Annotated in this window: 14 protein-coding genes; 3 read left to right on the top strand and 11 right to left on the bottom strand. The window is 69.2% G+C overall.

All coding sequences use genetic code 11. The features are described from left to right. Positions 1-4: 4 nt before the first annotated feature. Positions 5-1,411 (bottom strand): Na+/H+ antiporter NhaA, encoded by a 1,407-nt coding sequence (nhaA, locus tag WMF14_RS08925; RefSeq protein WP_437800051.1) that lies wholly within the window; start codon positions 1,409-1,411, stop codon positions 5-7. Positions 1,412-1,676: 265 nt separating this feature from the next. On the opposite strand from nhaA, the gene WMF14_RS08920 reads away from it, so the two are divergent. After that, positions 1,677-2,690: a phosphotransferase family protein gene (locus WMF14_RS08920; protein ID WP_437800049.1), complete on the top strand. Its 1,014-nt coding sequence runs from the start codon at positions 1,677-1,679 to the stop codon at positions 2,688-2,690. Positions 2,691-2,795: 105 nt separating this feature from the next. On the opposite strand, the gene WMF14_RS08915 is transcribed toward WMF14_RS08920, so the two are convergent. The 6 genes from WMF14_RS08915 to WMF14_RS08890 all read right to left on the bottom strand — a co-directional run bounded on the left by WMF14_RS08915 (position 2,796) and on the right by WMF14_RS08890 (position 8,769). Continuing rightward, the gene (locus WMF14_RS08915) at positions 2,796-2,939 is read right to left on the bottom strand and encodes a hypothetical protein (RefSeq protein ID WP_437800047.1); all 144 of its coding nucleotides are present in this window, start codon (positions 2,937-2,939) and stop codon (positions 2,796-2,798) included. Between the two features lie 304 nt (positions 2,940-3,243). After that, entirely contained in the window at positions 3,244-5,670 is a 2,427-nt protein-coding gene (locus tag WMF14_RS08910; RefSeq protein ID WP_437800046.1) for a protein kinase domain-containing protein, read from the bottom strand. A gap of 55 nt (positions 5,671-5,725) precedes the next feature. After that, positions 5,726-6,424: an acireductone synthase gene (gene mtnC, locus WMF14_RS08905; protein WP_272101225.1), complete on the bottom strand. Its 699-nt coding sequence runs from the start codon at positions 6,422-6,424 to the stop codon at positions 5,726-5,728. Positions 6,425-6,426: 2 nt separating this feature from the next. Next, positions 6,427-6,969, bottom strand: a complete 543-nt coding sequence (locus WMF14_RS08900; protein ID WP_437800043.1) for a 1,2-dihydroxy-3-keto-5-methylthiopentene dioxygenase — start codon at positions 6,967-6,969, stop codon at positions 6,427-6,429. After that, positions 6,966-7,604, bottom strand: coding sequence for a methylthioribulose 1-phosphate dehydratase (locus WMF14_RS08895; RefSeq protein ID WP_437800041.1), 639 nt, complete (start codon positions 7,602-7,604; stop codon positions 6,966-6,968). The genes WMF14_RS08900 and WMF14_RS08895 overlap by 4 nt, the downstream gene beginning before the upstream one ends. A gap of 88 nt (positions 7,605-7,692) precedes the next feature. Next, entirely contained in the window at positions 7,693-8,769 is a 1,077-nt protein-coding gene (locus WMF14_RS08890) for a glycosyltransferase family 2 protein (RefSeq protein WP_437800039.1), read from the bottom strand. A gap of 414 nt (positions 8,770-9,183) precedes the next feature. On the opposite strand from WMF14_RS08890, the gene WMF14_RS08885 reads away from it, so the two are divergent. After that, on the top strand, positions 9,184-10,812 hold the full coding sequence (locus tag WMF14_RS08885; RefSeq protein WP_437800037.1) for an N-acyl-D-amino-acid deacylase family protein: 1,629 nt from the start codon (positions 9,184-9,186) through the stop codon (positions 10,810-10,812). Between the two features lie 318 nt (positions 10,813-11,130). Here WMF14_RS08885 and WMF14_RS08880 read toward each other — a convergent pair whose 3' ends face one another. Next, the gene (locus WMF14_RS08880) at positions 11,131-12,420 is read right to left on the bottom strand and encodes an RCC1 domain-containing protein (RefSeq protein WP_437800035.1); all 1,290 of its coding nucleotides are present in this window, start codon (positions 12,418-12,420) and stop codon (positions 11,131-11,133) included. Positions 12,421-12,706: 286 nt separating this feature from the next. On the opposite strand from WMF14_RS08880, the gene WMF14_RS08875 reads away from it, so the two are divergent. Continuing rightward, on the top strand, positions 12,707-14,401 hold the full coding sequence (locus WMF14_RS08875) for a recombinase family protein (protein WP_437800033.1): 1,695 nt from the start codon (positions 12,707-12,709) through the stop codon (positions 14,399-14,401). Between the two features lie 163 nt (positions 14,402-14,564). Here the strand turns inward: WMF14_RS08875 and WMF14_RS08870 are convergent, their stop codons facing one another. The 3 genes from WMF14_RS08870 to WMF14_RS08860 all read right to left on the bottom strand — a co-directional run bounded on the left by WMF14_RS08870 (position 14,565) and on the right by WMF14_RS08860 (position 16,618). Continuing rightward, positions 14,565-15,287 carry a hypothetical protein gene (locus tag WMF14_RS08870; RefSeq protein ID WP_437800031.1) on the bottom strand — a complete coding sequence of 241 codons (723 nt, stop codon included), beginning with the start codon at positions 15,285-15,287 and terminating at the stop codon, positions 14,565-14,567. Beyond that, positions 15,284-16,039 (bottom strand): hypothetical protein, encoded by a 756-nt coding sequence (locus WMF14_RS08865; protein ID WP_437800029.1) that lies wholly within the window; start codon positions 16,037-16,039, stop codon positions 15,284-15,286. Before WMF14_RS08865 ends, WMF14_RS08870 begins: the two co-directional genes overlap by 4 nt. A 69-nt stretch (positions 16,040-16,108) precedes the next feature. Beyond that, positions 16,109-16,618 (bottom strand): hypothetical protein, encoded by a 510-nt coding sequence (locus WMF14_RS08860; RefSeq protein WP_437800028.1) that lies wholly within the window; start codon positions 16,616-16,618, stop codon positions 16,109-16,111. Between the last annotated feature and the right edge of the window lie 266 nt (positions 16,619-16,884).

Genomic DNA, 16,884 nt, shown 5'->3' with positions numbered 1-16,884 from the left:
GCGGCTACTGCTCCGTCGACGTCTCGGCCTCTTCCAGCGTCAGCGCCGCGCCGGGCGCCGGGGCCCCCGACAGCACGAGCCTGCCGACGAGGAGGCCCACCACGGCCGCCACGGCCGAGGCGAGCAGGACACCAAACTTGGCCGCGGCGAGCATCGCGGCGTCGCCGAACGCGAGGCCCGCGATGAAGATCGCCATCGTGAAGCCGATGCCCGCGACGCATCCTACGACCGCGACACCGGGCCAGCCGACGCCGCGCGGCAGAGCGCAGACGCCGAGCCGGACCATCGCGAAGCTCGCGAGGAAGACGCCGAGCAGCTTGCCGACGACCAGCCCGACCGTAACCCCGAGCAGGATGGACCACGAGGCCTCGTGCGCGAGCGAGGAGCCGTCGATGCGGACGCCGGCGTTGGCGAAGGCGAACAGCGGCATGATGCCATAGGCGACCCAGGGATGGAGCGCCGCTTGGAGCCGGACCACAGGCGGCAGTGCCTCGCGCTGGGCTTGCTTGATCCGCTGCAGGGGTCCCAGCAACTCGTCGGCTCTGTGGTCCTCGCGCTGGGCGAGCGCGTCGACATGGGCCACCGCGCCGCGGGCTTCCGTGAGGAACCCGTGGCTGCCGAACCAGGAGCGCACCGGCGTAAGCAGCCCGACGGCGACACCGGCGATCGTCGGGTGGACGCCGGCGCGGAGCATGCCCCACCAGAGAACGGCGCCGGGCAGCACGTAGGCCGCGGGAGAGCGGATGCCGAAGCGCTGAAACACCAGCACGGCCAGCGCCCCGCCGCCGGCGATGAGCAGCCCGCTCCACGCGACGCCGGACGAGTAGAACACCGCGATGACGATGATCGCGCCGATGTCGTCGATGATCGCGAGCGCGAGCAGGAGCACGCGCAAGGCAGGGGGCACGCGCTTGCCCAGCAGGGCCAGCACGCCCACCGCGAACGCGATGTCGGTCGCCATCGGGACGCCCCAGCCATCCCGCAAGACAGGCTGTGGATTGAGCGATAGATACAGAAGCGCGGGCGCGATCATGCCGCCCAGCGCCGCCGCGACGGGCAGCGTTGCGCGCTTGAGATCCGAGAGCTCCCCCGCATGGATCTCTCGCCGGATCTCCAGACCGACGACGAAAAAGAAGATCGTCATCAGCCCCTCGTTGACCCAGAAGTGGACGGGCTGCGTGAACACCAGCGAGCCGGCGCCGAGCGTGATCGGGACGTGCCAGAGGTGCTCGTAGGCATGGCCCCACGGCGAGTTCGCCCACACGAGGGCGGCGACAGATGCGATCAGCAGGACGATCCCGCTGGCCGCCTCGACATGCATGAAGCGCTCGAGCGGGCCGAGGACGCGTTCGGCGAGCTGGCGCGCGGGGGCCCAGGTTCCAGGAGCGAGCGGAGAAGGCGATGGACTCAACGGACCCCCAAGCGGTGAACGACGTCACGCGTAGGGGGAAGGCGGCCCGACCATCCCTAGAAGACCTGCCGCAGCGTCCTGCTGCCGCGGCACCCACACGGAAGAATACGCATCCATGCTACCGAAGCCAGCCCTAACTGACTCGCCGAGCCCGGCGCCTGGATCCACCTGGCCCCCGTGCCTTCTCCGGCTTGGTGGCTCGACTTGAGGAGCAGTGTGGATTGTGAGCTGGCTGTGGCGCATCGTCGGGTCGGAGAGGTCATCAATGATGCTAGACGCCGTCGATCGCGCTGCGGTGACTGCTTTTCTCGTCGCACGGCACGGCCCTGCGCTCAGCGACTCGGACGTCGAAATACGTCCCCTCGAAGGCGGGCTCTGCGCTGCCGTCGCGCTAGTCACTGCATGGCTGCGCGGCGGCGTGACGCCGCGCAGCGTCACGTTCGTGGCCAAGTTCGTACATGGCGTGACGGCGCGCGAGGCGGCTGTTTACCGCCGGCTCTCGATGTCCGTCGCGCGGCGCTTCTCGCCAGAGTTGCTCGGCGCCGAGCGGCTCGGGAGCCAGCGCTGGCTGCTCTGCTTCGAGCGGATCGTGCCGGTGCGCCACTGGCCATGGAGCGACAGCGCGCACACAGCTCGGGTCCTTGAGCAGCTGGCGCAATTCCATGAAGAGAGGACACCGGACGATTCCTTGCCGGCGTGGGACTACGAGGCGGAGAGCGTGTCCACGGCGCTGGGTACGCTGGCACTGGCCGAGCGCCTGCCTCACGCCGAGGTCCCCTCGCTCACCCGGACGGTGCCCGCGCTGCGGCGGGTCGTCGCGGCGCTGCCCGCGATGCGCCTCCAACTTCTCGCGTTCCAGCCGCTCCGCGGCACCCTGATTCACGGGGATTTGCACCCGGGCAACGTCATGGTCCGCAGGCGCGGCGGCGTGGCAGAGCCGGTGCTGCTCGATTGGGCGCGCGCGCGGATCGGCTCGCCGCTCGAAGACGTGAGCTCCTGGCTCCAGGTCCTTGGTTACTGGGAGCCGGAGGCGAAGCGTCGCCACGACACGTTGCTCGCTGGATACCTCTCGGCGCGCGGCTTCGCTCCCGTGCTGACCCGGCCGTTGCGGGACGCCTATTGGCTCGCAGCTGCGTCCAACGCGCTCGCGGGCGCCTTAAGGCACCACCTCTCGGTATCGAGCCTGGCCACTGCTGCGCCCACGGCGCGTGTGGCAGCGGCTAGGAACGCGGCGGACTGGCTGCGCGTTATCCGCCGGGCCGATGCGTGCTGGAGCTGACGTGCTTGCGGCCTGTCCCGCACGCGCGGCCTCCTCCTGAAGCAGCTCGGCCGCAGCGCCGGCGTGGAGGACGACGCCGGCGAGCTCGGGGCCTTCGATGTCCACCTAGCCGGTGCGGAGCACCGCCGGATCGAGACGAACGCCGGTGCCCGGGGTCGTCGCCGGCGTCGAGGTCCACCAGGTCGAGCTCTGGATCTTGACCTCGTGCGAGCTTGGCGCGGCGCCCGTCGTCTGCGCGGTGGCGCACATGGCGCCCGAGCAGGCAGGGCGGCCGCGGCGTCTACGAGCGTGGAGCCCTCTCACCCGAGCGCGTGCTTGCGCTAGGTGTCCTACGACCGCAGCCGCTGAAAGGGGCCGCGCCGATCAGCTCCGGCGCCATGTATTCGACGGCGGCCGCGCCGAGTTCCTCGTCGTTGAGCTGCGGGATGGTGAACGACCGCAGCCCCGAGCACGTGCCCCAGGCGCAGCGATCCGAAGCCGCGCGCTTGACGACCCGCGACCGCCAGCAGCGGCACGGGTGCGCGCCCGCGGCCCCGTACAGCTCCCCCGGGCCTCACCGTGCGTGCCGCCGCAGCTGCCAGGCACAGCGGCCAACATCTCGGAACCATTCATTATTGTTTTTGCGTGTGGAAATTGTTTCCCCCTTGCACGAGACGTCCCCGAAGACGCTCGCCGCCCGGAGCAGCCGCCGCACCTCGGGTTCGAGCGCCGCGAGGCGCGCCTCGACCATGCCCAGCACCGTCTCCGGCAACGCACCGCCGCGCCCCTCCGCCACGGCCCGGACGAGCTCCTCCAGGTAGAAGGCGTTGCCCGCGGCCCGCTCCACGATCGCCGCCACCGTCCCCGGCTCGACCGACGCGCCCAGGGCGCCGCGCACGAGCTGCTCGGCGGCCCGCGCGGACAGCTCGCGCAGCCGCATCGCCGTGAGCCCTCGCTCGATCCAGAGCCGGGGGAAGAGCTCGTGGACCTCGGGCCTGGCGAACGCGAGCACCGCATAGGGGCGCTCGCAGAGCGCCCGCAGCGCGTGATCGAAAATTTTCACCGAAGGCGCATCTCCCCAGTGCAGATCCTCGAGGACGACGAGCATGGGCCGCGCGCTCGTCACGGCGCGCGCGTAGTCCAGGTAAGCCTCCTGGATCCGGTCGGCCATGTGCGCCGGGTCCTGCCGCGCGGCCCGCAGCATCGGCCCGTCGTCGGCGAGAGGAACGCCGAGCAGCTCGCCGAGGAAGCAGGCCACGCGCCGCTGCTGCTCCCCTGCGAACAGCTGCCCCACGGCCCGCGCGAGCTTCTCCCGCTGCGCCTCGGGGGCCTCGCCGGCCGCGATCCCGAGCGCGCCCCGGAGCGACCCGGCGAGCATCGCGAACGCGGAGCCCGCGCCGATGGAGTCCCCGCTGCCGACGCCCAGCACGAGCTCGGGGTGGCGCGGCCGCAGCGCCTGGACCAGCTCGTGACGCAGGCGCGATTTGCCCACCCCCGCGGCCGCGGTCACGAGCGCCACGGCGGCGCGCCGCTCGGTGAAGCTCTCCTCGACGAGATCGAGCAGGCTGCGCAGCTCCCGAGCGCGCCCTACATAGGGGCTCGGCTTGCCCAGCAGCCTGCGCGCGCCGTCGGCGACCTCGCGCTCCGCCTCCACCCAGGAGAGGCCGTCCTGCTCCGCGACCTCGAAGCGCGCGTCGAGCAGCGCCCGCGTCACGGCGTCGACCGCGACGCGGAGATGGCCCGGGCGGCCCCGGGCGGCCGCGTCGTCGAGCAGCGCGGCCGCCCTGTCCAGGACCTCGCCGAGCAGCGATCGTCCCGTCGCCTCGCCGCGCCCCGTCACCAGCACGACGTTGGCTCCGGGGACCGACGCGCGGATCCGCAGCGCACAGCGGGCCGCGATCGCCGCCTGGTCGGTCGCGCTGCCCGCGCCCGCCCCCGCCGCCAGGATCGCCACCACCGCCCCGCTGGCCAGCTCCTGTACGGCCGCGCCCAGGGGCGAGGCCTCGTGCCGGACGGCGGCGACCGCGCTCCGCTGCGATCGATCGGCAGGCACGATCGCCGTCGACGCCGGCGCGCTGACGTCCGTCGGCCCGACGGCCACGATCGAGCAGAGCCACACCTCCGCGGCGGTCACGAGCTCGACGGCGGCCAGGCTGGAGCGAGCGCCGCCCGCCGTCGAGGCGCCGAGCGCGTCGAGGCAGCGCACCACCGCCGCACCGTCGGCCGGGCGCTCCGCCGGACGCTTGGCCAGCATCTGCGCCACGAGCTCGTCGAGCGCCTGCGGCACCTCGGGCCGCAGCGCGCTCGCCCGCGGCGGCTCCTCCTGGAGGAGCTTGGTCAGGATCGTCATGAGGTGCCGCCCTTGAAACGCCGGACGACCCGTCAGGCACTCGAAGAGCACGCACCCGAGCGAGAAGACGTCCGCGCGCGCGTCGAGCTGCGCGCGCTCCCCGCTGGCCTGCTCCGGGGCCATGTAGCCGATGGTGCCCACGAGGGCCCCCGTCCGCGTCAGCCGCGCCGAGGCGCCCGAGAGCCGGGCGATGCCGAAGTCGAGCACCTTCACCCGGTCGGCGGCCCCGCCCGGAAGGAACAGGTTGCTCGGCTTGATGTCGCGGTGGACGATCCCGCGCGCGTGCGCCGCGCCGAGCGCGTCCGCCACCGCGCGCACGAGCGCGACGCTCTCCTCCACGTCCAGCGGTCCCCGCGACAGCCGGGCCGAGAGGCTCTCACCGGAGAGCCACTCCATCGCCAGGTAAGGCTCCCCTGTGGGCGCCACCCCGTGCGTCACGTAACGCACGACGTGCGGGTGATCGAGCGTGGCGAGCGCCCGCGCCTCGTGACCGAAGCGCGCCGCTGCCTGGGCGTCGACATCGCCCAGCAGCTTCACGGCGACGACATCGCCGCTCGCGCGATCCACGGTCCGGTAGACGGTGCCCATTCCTCCCGTTCCCGCGAGGTCGACCACCTCGAACCGGTCGGCGAGCAGTCTGCCGTGGAGCATGCGCGCCAAGGATGTCCCCGCGCTCACTCACGCGCCAAGCGGAACGAGCGGCGAGCTACGGCGCGATGTCGTCGAAGCGCTCCGCGACGGCGTGGCGGCTCTCCGCGTCCCGCGCCGTCCCCGGCCGGAGCAGCTGCGCCGTGCGCATCCCCGCCGCCGCCGCCGCGTCGAGCTCAGCCACGATGTCGGACAGGAACAGCACCTCTCCCGGCTGCAGCCCGAGCGCCTCCGCGATCCGCTGGTAAGCGCCCGCCTCTCGCTTCGGCCCGGTCGTCGTATCGAAGAACGCCGTGAACAGGCCGGTGAGATCGCCGGCCGTCGTGTGCCGGAAGAGGAGCTCCTGCGCCTCGACGGACCCGGAGCTGAACACGGCGAGCGTCACCCCGAGGTCTCGCCATCTCCGCAGCGCCGGCGCCACGTCTGCGTAGACGTGGCTCCGGAGCCCCCCCGACTCGTAGGCGCTGCGCCAGATCTTGCCCTGGAGCGCCTTCAGCGTCGTCTCCTTGCGATCCTGGTCGATCCACGCGAGCAGCGCCGCAGCGAGCTCGCCGTCGCTCACCGCCTGCTCGCTCTCGCCCCGCTCGCGCGCGACCGCGCGCCGGGCTGCCTCGACCTCCGGGCTCCCGGCGTGCGCCGAGACGTACGCGGCCATGTCCCGGCGCGCCACGGAGAACAGCGTGTCGTGCACGAAGCGCACGTCGGTCGTCGTCCCCTCGATGTCGACGAGCACCGCGCGCGCAGGGAGCGCCGCCACGCTCACGCCTCGAGCCGCGGGAAGCGCGACGCGATGTCCGACCCGGTGTGCTCGGCGACCCACCCCCTCGGGTCGGAGAACCACCGGATGCAGGTGAACGAGGGCTCCGGCCCCATGTCGAACCAGTGCCGCGTCCCGGCCGGTACGCTGATGAGATCGCCCTTCTCGACGAGGAACGCGAGCACGCGCTCGCCGTGATGGATGCAGAACAGCCCTCGTCCCTCGACGAAGAAGCGCGCCTCGTCCTCGGTGTGGATGTGCTCGTCCAGGAACTTGCGCCTGAGGTCGGCGTGGTTGGGGGTGCTCGGCGACACCGACACGACATCCGCCGTCACGAACCCGCACGCCTCGGAGAGCCGCTTCACCGGCCCCGCGTACGCCTCGAGCACCTGCTCCTGCGCCGTCCCCTGCGGCAGCGGGCGCTCGGCGGACCAGCGCTCGAAGCGGATCTGCGCCCCGGCGGCGACGCGGGCGATGTCCTCGAGCGTCGTGTATTCGTCGGCCCTCGTCGGGTCGCTCTCCCGGTAAACCCGCAATCGGCTCATGATAACCCTCCTTCCAGCAGCGCGCAGTCCAGCATGAACTCGATCGCCTCGATGTGGCGGATGGTGCCGGCGACGTCCGAGCCCCACGTGTACAGCCCGTGACCTGCGATGAGGTAGCCGTACACGGGCGGATGCGCCGACATGAACGCATCGACGTCCTCGGCCAGCTTCCGGATGTCCTGCGTGTTGACGAAGACGGGGAGGAGCACCGTGGCGGTGTGCGACGTCATCCCGGAGAGCGCCTTCGCCACCTCGTAGCCCGAGAGGGTCACGTACCCCTCTTGCGCGCACCGCCGCGACAGCACCGTCGCCGCCCGCGAATGGGTGTGCGCGACGGCGCCGATCTCGCTGTCGTGCCGGTAAAGCTGGCAGTGCAGCGCCGTCTCGGCCGACGGGCGGGCCGCCGAGGGCCCGGTCAGGCGGCCGTCCGCATTGACGACCACGATGTCCGACACGCCGAGCGTGCCCTTGGGCCGCCCGGACGCCGTGATCGCGAGGGTGCCGTCGCCGAGCCGCGCGGAGAAATTGCCACTCGTGGCCGGCGTCCAGCCGCGCTCATGGCAAAAGCGGGACAGCTCGATGAGCTCGGCCGCGACCGAGGAGAACGATGCAAACGACGTCCCGCGTACGCTCACGGCGCAAACATACCAAAGCGAACGCGGGTGATCAACGCGCCGCGCCGCCGTTCGAGCCGCTGAACCCGGGACGCTGCGCGGCTCGCGCTCACGGCGCCGGAAGGCGCTCGGCCTCGCGCCGGCCGGCGCCGCCCCTCGCGCCGCGGAGCAGGCCGGCCCAGAAGCCGAGCCCGTGCGCGGCGTGCACAGCGGGGAAGATGGCGCAGAGCAGGGGGAAATCGCGCGGCGAGGCGCGCCGCGCGAGCCGGAGCGACTCCGCGATCACGAGCGCGGCATAGGCGAGCGAGGCGAGCGCCAGCGCCGGGCGGACCGCCGGCAGGAGCGCTGACGCGATCGCGAGCAGCGCTCCGGCCGTCACCATGCAGAACGGCAGCGCCGGCCGGAGCGACAGGAACCTGCGGCGGCACAGCAGCGTGCGCGCGCGCCCCTTGCCATACGCGAAATACTGCCGGACGAGCGCGGCGAACGACGACCGCGGGTAGTAATAGGCGACGATCTCCCGGGACAGATAGACCGCGCCGCCGGCCTCGATGATGCGCTGGTTCAGCTCGGCGTCCTCGTTGGTGACGGCGGCCGGGTCGTAGAGGCCGGCGATCTCGAACGCCTCGCGCCGGAAAGCCCCGTTGAACACGGACTCGACGAACCCCTCGCGCGACGGGTCCCGGTACGCCGAGCCGCCCACGCCGAGAGGGCTCGAGAGCGCGACGCAGAGCGCCCGCTGAAAGCCGTTCCGGTGGCGCGGCCGCGCCGCGCCGCCCGCGTTGAGGGCGCCGGTCCTCCGGAGCGCCGCGACCGACGCAGCCACGTAGTCGCCCGCGTAGTCGGCGTGGGCGTCCATCCGGACGATCACCTCACCTCGCGCCCGGCGAATGCCGATGTTCATCGCCGCGGCCTGGATCCGGTCGGGGTTGTGGAGGAGCGTCACCCGTGGATCTTTGGCCGCGACGCGGCCAGCGAGCTCCCGTGTCCTGTCGGTCGAGCCGCCGTCGACCACGAAGACCTCGAGGAGCTCTGGAGGATAACGCTGCTGGAGGGCGCAGCGGAGGACGTCCTCGATGTAGCGCTCCTCGTTGTAACAGGGAATGACGATGCTGCACCGCGGCCGCTCGGCGAGCGGGCGCAGAGAGAGACGCCCGCCTCGAGGCGCGCTCGCTGTTCGATCCATGGACTCCCCCGGTCTCTCGCGGGTCGAGTCGACCCGACGCAGGACTGCGACAGCAGCAGATACAATCGCGGGGCCAGGCGATCTCGCGGGGTCGCCCGGAGCGAACTGCACTGCGCGACGCGGCCTGGACCCGGCCGGGGCAGGCCGCTGGGCTCGGGCTGCACACCGGCGGGCTCATGCGAGGGGCGCGCGACGCGAACGCGAACGCCAACGCGAACAGGCGAGCTCGGCCTCGTGCTGACAGGGCAGCGGCCGAAGGGCGCGTCCGCCGGGGCGCGAGGGCCAACGAGCCAGGAATCGGGGAGCGCACGGCCCGCGCGGAGCTCATGCTCCGCAGCACGGCCACGCCCCGATTCCGTGGGCTTCCCACGGTTCCGCGTGGTCCGCGACAGAGCTTCTCGAGGAGGCGTGCAGATGGACTTCGATCTCGTCATCTCGCGGGGAACGATCCTCGATGGCAGCGGCCAGCCTCGCTACATGGCGGACCTGGGGATCCAGAAGGGCAGGGTCGCCGCGATCGCCGGGCCAGGCGCGCTCGCGGGAGGGCGGACGCTCGACGCGAGCGGGCTCGCCGTCGCGCCCGGCTTCATCGACGTTCACTCGCACATCGACTGGCTCCTCGCGCTGCCCGACCACGAGGACGTCCTCGCGCCGATGGTCGCCCAGGGCATCACGACCGTGGTGGCCGGCAATTGCGGTCATTCCCCTGCCCCGGTCACCGAGGCGTCGATTCCGCTGGTGGAGCACTCCGCGGAGATCCTGAAGGACGGCGCGCTCGCCTACCGGTGGCGCTCGATGGGCGAGCTGCTGACCGCCCTCGAGGCCGGCGGGCTGCTCGTCAATGCGGCGCTCCTTGTCGGCCACGGCACGCTCCGCCAGGCGGTCATGGGCAACAGCGCCGCTCCCCCGAGCTCGGAGCAGATGGACGCGCTCTGCGCGCTCGCGCGCGCGTCGATCCGCGAGGGCGCGTTCGGGCTCTCGGCCGGGCTGGCCTACACGCCCGGGGTCTTCGCGCGAAGGCACGAGCTCCTGACGCTGCTACGGACGGTGGCCGACGAAGGGGGCGTGTTCACGGTCCACGGCCGGGCCTACACGTGGATATCGCCGTTCTACAGGCCGCTTCTCCTCGGCCCGCCGCACAACCTCCGCTCCGTCCGCGAGCTGCTCGGCCTGGCCGAGGAGAGCGGCGCGAAGATCCAGCTCTCGCACCAGATCTTCATCGGCCGGCGGACGTGGCCCACGGTGCCGTGGGTGCTCCGGGCGATCGAGCGGGCCGTGGACAGAGGGGTCGACGCCGCCTTCGACGCGTTCCCCTACACGGTCGGCAACACCACGGTGAACGCCCTCTTCCCCGCCTGGGTGCTCGACGACTTCCGCGCCCGCATCGACGACCCGGCCATCCTCCGCCGGCTCCGGCGGGAGTTCGCGATGTTCCGGCGGCTCCTCGGGCTCTCCTATGCCGACATCCGGCTGCTCTGGGGCGGAGCGCCGGAGCTCGCGGAGCTCGAGGGGCTCGATTTCGAGGCGATCGCGGGGCGCCTCGGCGCGAGCGAGTTCGACGCCTATGTGCACGTCGCCCGCGTGAGCGACGGCAGGGCGCGCGTCCTCCTGAACACGTACTCGGGGGTCGATGCGCACGACGAGCCGCTCCGGGCCGTGCTCTCGCACCCGCTCTGCGCGTTCGAGACCGACGCGATCCTCACCCGGCGCGGCCGGCACAACCCGGCGTCGTTCGGCACGTTCCCGCGGGTGTTAGGTCACTACAGCCGCGACCTCGGCCTGTTCCGGCTCGAGGAGGCCGTGCGCCGGATGACCTCGCTGCCCGCCGAGCGGATCGGGCTCCGCGACGTGGGGCGCATCTTGCCTGGGCACTGGGCGGATCTCGTCGTGTTCGATCCGGCCACGGTGGCGGACAACACGACACCGCGGCGGGCCGACGCGCCGCCGTCGGGGATCCGCGCCGTCCTGATCACCGGCGAGGTGGTGGCGCGGGACGGCGCGCTGACCAGCAAGACCCGGCAGGGGCGCCTCCTGCGCAGGTAGGCGGGCAGGCCATGCCCTTCGTTGACGCTCAGGGACGTTCGGTTCCGACCGCTTCAACAGGATCGCGCCGGAGCGCGAGATGAGCGATGGCTCCATCGTTCCGCATGTCAGAAATCCCGCCAGATCTACCAGGGACCTGCCGGTCGCGACGCTCCGCAGGGTGTACCCGCCGTCGCCGGAGGAGGCGACATCCCATCTGCCCTCGTCGCCCCACCCCTCGGCATCAAAGTGAGAGCGCGGTAATACGAGGCGAGGCGCGCGCGCTTGGGCTCCACTGCGGCGACGGTGTCCGGACGACCCCGTACAAGAGCGCCGAGGCTACAGCCCGAACACGTAGGCATCTCTGTTGCTCGTGGGCCAGCAGGCGATCTCGCCGCTCGTGAGGGCGGCGCAGGCTTCCTTGTAGCCGGCAGTGACGTGAACGGCCTCCGGGATGTCGATTGCCTCCAGTGTCATCCTCGCGGAGAACCGCCAGCAGACGACCCTGCCGCCCTGCCGGAGCGCGCAGTACCGGGAGTACCCGGCGCTCACCTGGATCGCATCGTCGAGCCCGGGCACCTCGACCGGCTCGGTGTGCGAGGAGGAGCCATCGCTGCCCCAGCAGACGACCTTGCCCGTCGCGAGGCGGGCGCAGTCGTTGGACCAGCCGGCCGCGATCTCGACGGCGCCCTCGACGCCCTCGACGCGCACGGCCGTGTCCGTCGTCTCACCGGTGGTGAGCCGTCCCCAGCACACCACCTCTCCGGTGCCCCGCAGCGCGCAAGTGTGCGTGTGGCTCGCCCCAACCTGCACCGCGTCGTCGACACCGGTGACCGTGACCGGGACCGGCGCCTCCATCCGCCCGGCGCCCTCGACGCCGAGCAACGGCGAGAAGGGGTCGCCCCAGCAGAGGACGTTGCCCGAGCCGAGGACGCCGCAGGCATACCCGTAACCCACGGAGAGCTGGACGACCCCCTCGAGCTCCGGAAGCACGACGGGCACCTCGCTGATCTCCTCTTCGGGAATGCTGCGCAGCAAGAGCGGCCCGTTGATGTCCGAACCATGGCAGGAGACGCGCCCGTCAGCGTGGAGGAAGCACATGTGCATGAGATGGTTAGACGCCGCGACGACGTCGCCGAGGCCCGGACGCTCAACCGGGCCGGCCAAGCGCTCCTGCCGGAAGACTCCGCGCCACCAGCAGAAGACCTTTCCGGAGGCGGTGATGGCGCAGTTCGGAGCGCCCTCCGCGATGCGCACGGCGCACTCTGCGGCAGCGCAGGAGGGAGCCGGCGCCGGGCCGGTCGATGTGCTGGTCGAGCCGGTCGAGGAAGCATCCTCGCCACCGGCACCGGCGCCGCCGGTCCCCGTGACGGCAGCACCGCCGCCGGTCCCCGTGACGGCAGCACCGCCGCCGGTCCCCGTGACGGCAGCACCGCCGCCGCTCCCCGCGACGGCAGCACCGCCGCCGCTCCCCGCGACGGCAGCACCGCCGCCGCTCCCCGCGACGGCAGCACCGCCGCCGCTGCCACCCGAGGTGCCGTACGGGGCGATCTCGACGTAGCCGCAGGCGGCAAGAACGGCGGGGAGAGCAACGGCATAGAGGAAAGGAGCGACAATGGAGCGGGGCATGAGGTCCTCCGTTCGGCGGGTGCTTTCGCCGTACGGAGGAACTATGGGAGCGGGCGGCGGGGGCGCTCCTTAAACAGATCTTAAAGCGATGCCGGTCAGCCAGCTTGGGCGACGCGGTGGTGGCGCAGGACGGCGCGCTGACGAGCAAGACCCGGCAGGGACGCCTCCTGCGCAGAGTAGCGGAACTTTTAGTACTCGCATGGGAGGCCGAAATTCCGGCCAAAACCGGCGATTTGCTCAGCCGGGCGGACTGAACTACGATCAACCTTTCAGACAGGCGAAACAAATGAAAGACGCAACCCCCAACGCCGCGATCCGGCGGACGCTCGGCTACCCGCGCGTCAGCACGAGGGAGCAGGAGATCGCGGGCGTCTCCCTGGACGCCCAGGCCGAGAAGATCGGCAACTACTGCCGGATCCATTCCCTGCCGGCGCCGATCCTGTTCCCGGAGGTAGAGAGCGGCGGCGAGGAGAACGAGGCGAACCGGAAGAAGGTCGCCGCGCTCTTGGCGGACGTCCGCCGGGGGGACATGGTCATCGTGACGGACATCGACCGCTTCGGCTGCGACGTGGTCTTCATTGTCAAGAACGTTCGGCAGATCATGCGCAAGGGCGCCGTGTTCGTCGCCATTGACAAGGGGTTCGATTCGCGCTCGCCGATGGCAGAGGACACGCTCGCCAACTGGGCGGTCGGGGCGGAGCAGGAGCGCCGTCGGATCAAGGAGCGAACCGAAGGGGGGCGGAAGCACCTGCGCGTCCAAGGGTACTTCGTCGAAGGGCATCCGCCGTTCGGCTACGAACGCCAGGCGAAGCCCAAAGGGACGAAGACGCCGCTCCCCCTCCGGGTGGTTCCGGATCACGCCGCGGTGGTGCGTCGCATGTTTGCGCTCTGCCTTGAAGGCTATAGCGTATTCGAGACCGCCAAGCGGCTCCGCCAGGAGTATGGCAGCATCAAGGCGTTCGGGCGCGCCTGGGTTCTTACCGCGCTGCGCAACCGAACCTACACGGGCCGTGTCGCAAAGACCAGCGTGCGGCCGAGCGCCACACGCGGCGTCGTGCAACTTCCGGCCGAGTGGATCCCTGCACATGAGGCGATCATCGACGATGAGACATTCAACAACGCTCAGCTTGCGTTGAGAGGCCGTCGTCGCGGGAGGAAGCCCCAGGCCACGTCTGCGACAGCGAACCACTTGCTGCGCGGCTTCTGCCGTTGCGCGGAATGCGGCGGCAGCGTCGCTGCTGTTCCGGTGAACCGCAAAGGCCGAAACAAGGTGGGCTACTACGTCTGCCGTGGCCATGTGGAGCAGAAAGAGAAAGGCGTCCGGTGCAAGCTCAGCGCGTGGGTTCGCCAGCCGGACGCGGACGCCGCCGCAAGCGAGCAATTCTTGACGTTTGCTCGCTCGCTCCTCACTTCGCTGACGAGACCGCCGCGCCAGATCGAGAAGCCAGATTTCACCGCCCAGCGCCGCGAGATCAAGACCTCGCGACAGCGAGTCGTGGAATTTGTTGCAAAGGGTCTCTTCACCGTCGACGACGTGAAGATGGAGCTGAATCGCCTCGACGACGCGCTTGCAGCGATCGAGGCGAAGGAAGCGGAGTTCAAGGAAACGGCAGGCAACGATACCGCCGAGACTCGGAAGCACGCGCACGCCTACGTCCAACAGATAGTCGACGAGTGGGACGTTTTGCCGCTAGACATCCAGCGAGCACTAATCCGGTCGTTCTCTTCGAAAGTCGAGGCAACGAAGGACAAGCAGATCAGGACCACATGGCGCGATCCATCGCAGATATCAGCGGCGCACGGGGCGCAGGAGTTGCCAGCGCTCCGCCCTGCGCCGAACGTCGCTGCGCTGCCCGCCCCCTCGCCCATCGCATCGCCGTCCCCGATCGTCGCCGCGCTCCCTGCGCCGACCATGTCTGCGCGTGACTACCTCGGCTCGCCGGAACCTGCCGTCGCCTCGGTCGAACGTTCGCAGGGCTGACCGCTCTGCGTCAACCGCTCAGTCGGCGAACAGCCCCCACGCTGCGCGCTGCGTCGATCCAGACTCGGACACCTTTCAAACTATCAACATGCCAACCATCAATGTGGAGAGTGAATCCACTTGAGATCTTGAGAGCGCCACGCCGACCGCTTCGACGGTGTTCCTACCAGCTGTCTGAGAACAGACAATCGTAGAGCGTGGCCTCTCCCAAGAGGCGGCTGTCGGTTGCTACGTCCGGTATGATGAGCTTTCCGACGAGTGGCGGCATGTGCTCGTATCCCCAGGTGCGTTCAATTTCCTGCGCGATCCAAGTCGCGTACGGCTGCTCATCCGGCGACAGATCGAAACTGAGATCCTGCCGTCTAGCTTCTAGCGGAAGCGGTGGCTCAACAAGGTTGGGCTTGACCAGCCTGACCAGCTTGCCCATCCAGGCAGGTAGGACGTAATGCGTGTCATGAGCGAAGACGCTTACGTGGCGAGACGGCATCGCATTAAGCACCTTGATCCTTTCGATTTCTTCGAGATCGTCAACGGTCCGCAGGCTGTAAACGACGTAACAGGAAACCAATAGACTCACCATGAACCCTATCACATGACTGTACTCCCCTGGAGCGCTTGCTTCGACAGAGAGGTGACCGGCGTAGCAGGCGTCGTAGTTTCCCGTGGGAAGATGAATAGAACGGTCAATCAAGGAACGGTCCGGAAACTTATCATGGATCCGATTTAGCATGCCTTGCCAACGGCCACATTCGGCTCCGGCTCGACGACGGGCGTCCGCCAGCCGTCCATATTCCTCTGTCCGCTTGTAGCGCGGGTCCTCGCGCGAGACCCCACGTGGGTAATATCGATATGCCACCTCGACCAACTCTTTGCTCGAGTGCTTCATGGCTTTGTGACCCTGGCACCCTTCACAGCCTCGGGCATTCTAACCTTCATCTCTTCAGTGAATCTGAAGCAAAAGATCCCCTGTGGCATGTGGATATCGGATTTCATTATTTTGCGAGAGGCCGTCGACGACACTTTGGCACTTATGGCAGCAGCCAACTCCGCCGAGATCTTCCCCTGAGCCTCATTTCGCAAGGGTACACCAATCGTCATCTTACATGACCAGAATTCAGGATAGACATCGACCCATCGCTTTATCTTGAAATCCACGGCGGCCTCCTGCCAACCTCCCGGAGTTTGGGTTCCGTCATCTTCGATTTTAGTTACAAAATTAAATATTGTTTGAGAAAAGCCGTTTACTCCGGATGTTGGGCATTTCGAGCCACACGCATCGCTACAGAATATAAATGTCTGTCCGTCCCCTGCGGTGTCGCCGGGCCCTGAGCATGTGCTGTCTGTCGAACTCTCCGAGCTGCCCCTCGGGCTCTCTTCTGAGCTCTCCTCTGAGCTCTCCGTCTTATTACACTGGGTCTCACGCTCTCCGGCACCTTGCGGTTCTCCTGGCGGCGCAACCCTGAAGTCACCCGCTGCGCTGGACGTGAAAATGGGTTCGGGTGGTCCGATTGGAGCGCTCGCGCCTGCACCCCTTTCCCACTCCTCGCGAGGATAGCAGTCTCCGACCGTCCAGTTGCATGCCGCCAACGCCCAACCGATGACGACTAGAAACATCCCAAGAATTTTCTTTGAGATCATCCGGTGCTCCTACTGCAAACTGCCAATTTCTTGGTGGTGGCAACAGCCGAACGTGGCTCTATCTGGGACTCACTTGGCACGCCATCGAAGTACGGGGCCGACAACAACGACTGCTGACACGTGATCTGGAAGTACAAGGCTGCTGCCGCCGACCCAGTCGACAGCAGCGATCGCCGACACGCCCAGCGGTCCAGCAATGTACGCGTTGGCTTGCGCATGTCCGCCTACTGCCGTCCCGGCAACGCGCCCACATAAGGTGTCGCCGCAGGCCGGCATGAAGTAGATCGCGAGCGATGGCCCCGCGCTAAAATCGCTATCCTTCCATGCGTATCCGACGGCGACGGAGGTGTGATTGTAAACGCCGGCCCCGCCTATCTGGATAGGTGGCACGACGCTGCACAGGTCGTGAACCTTGAACAAAATGTCTTTCTTGATATGCCACGAAATCCCCGCATGCGGGCCTATTGCGAGGCGCGGAGCGGTGCCAGCTTGGATCCATCCGAAGCTAACGCCGGCGCTCAATTCGGATGCCTCTGCCTGCGGCGGAACGACACCGAGCACGAGCACGAATATTGCCACTGATAGGATTCGCCGGTATGTCGTCCGCATCGTCTTCCTCCCCCCTTCCGCAACAAACGGACAACGTGGCAACGACAGGATTGGGCGTCAAACGGAATCCAGGCGAGAGCATCACAATGGACGTGGGTTGTACCGTCCAGAGCGTGCACCATTGCGCATCTGCCAGCGACGCGCGAGTCCTTGTCAACGCCCTTGCACCGACTGCCCCCCCACGGGCGCGCGACTGGTGCTGCACGACGTCGCCCGTGCGCCAGCATCGCCCGCGA

This window comes from Sorangium sp. So ce693 (assembly GCF_051521375.1).
GTDB lineage: Bacteria > Myxococcota_A > Polyangia > Polyangiales > Polyangiaceae > Sorangium > Sorangium atrum.
Note: the sequence above shows the minus strand (reverse complement) of the source record. Positions and strands in the feature narration are given on the sequence as shown.

Excerpts from the sequence above, each read along its gene's own strand:
- WMF14_RS08880 (WP_437800035.1), bottom strand. The coding sequence starts at position 12,420 with ATGCCCCGCTCCATTGTCGCTCCTTTCCTCTATGCCGTTGCTCTCCCC.
- WMF14_RS08910 (WP_437800046.1), bottom strand. The coding sequence starts at position 5,670 with ATGCTCCACGGCAGACTGCTCGCCGACCGGTTCGAGGTGGTCGACCTC.
- WMF14_RS08865 (WP_437800029.1), bottom strand. The coding sequence starts at position 16,039 with ATGATCTCAAAGAAAATTCTTGGGATGTTTCTAGTCGTCATCGGTTGG.
- WMF14_RS08900 (WP_437800043.1), bottom strand. The coding sequence starts at position 6,969 with ATGAGCCGATTGCGGGTTTACCGGGAGAGCGACCCGACGAGGGCCGAC.
- WMF14_RS08890 (WP_437800039.1), bottom strand. The coding sequence starts at position 8,769 with ATGGATCGAACAGCGAGCGCGCCTCGAGGCGGGCGTCTCTCTCTGCGC.
- WMF14_RS08875 (WP_437800033.1), top strand. The coding sequence starts at position 12,707 with ATGAAAGACGCAACCCCCAACGCCGCGATCCGGCGGACGCTCGGCTAC.
- WMF14_RS08920 (WP_437800049.1), top strand. The coding sequence starts at position 1,677 with ATGATGCTAGACGCCGTCGATCGCGCTGCGGTGACTGCTTTTCTCGTC.
- WMF14_RS08915 (WP_437800047.1), bottom strand. The coding sequence starts at position 2,939 with ATGTGCGCCACCGCGCAGACGACGGGCGCCGCGCCAAGCTCGCACGAG.
- WMF14_RS08870 (WP_437800031.1), bottom strand. The coding sequence starts at position 15,287 with ATGAAGCACTCGAGCAAAGAGTTGGTCGAGGTGGCATATCGATATTAC.
- WMF14_RS08885 (WP_437800037.1), top strand. The coding sequence starts at position 9,184 with ATGGACTTCGATCTCGTCATCTCGCGGGGAACGATCCTCGATGGCAGC.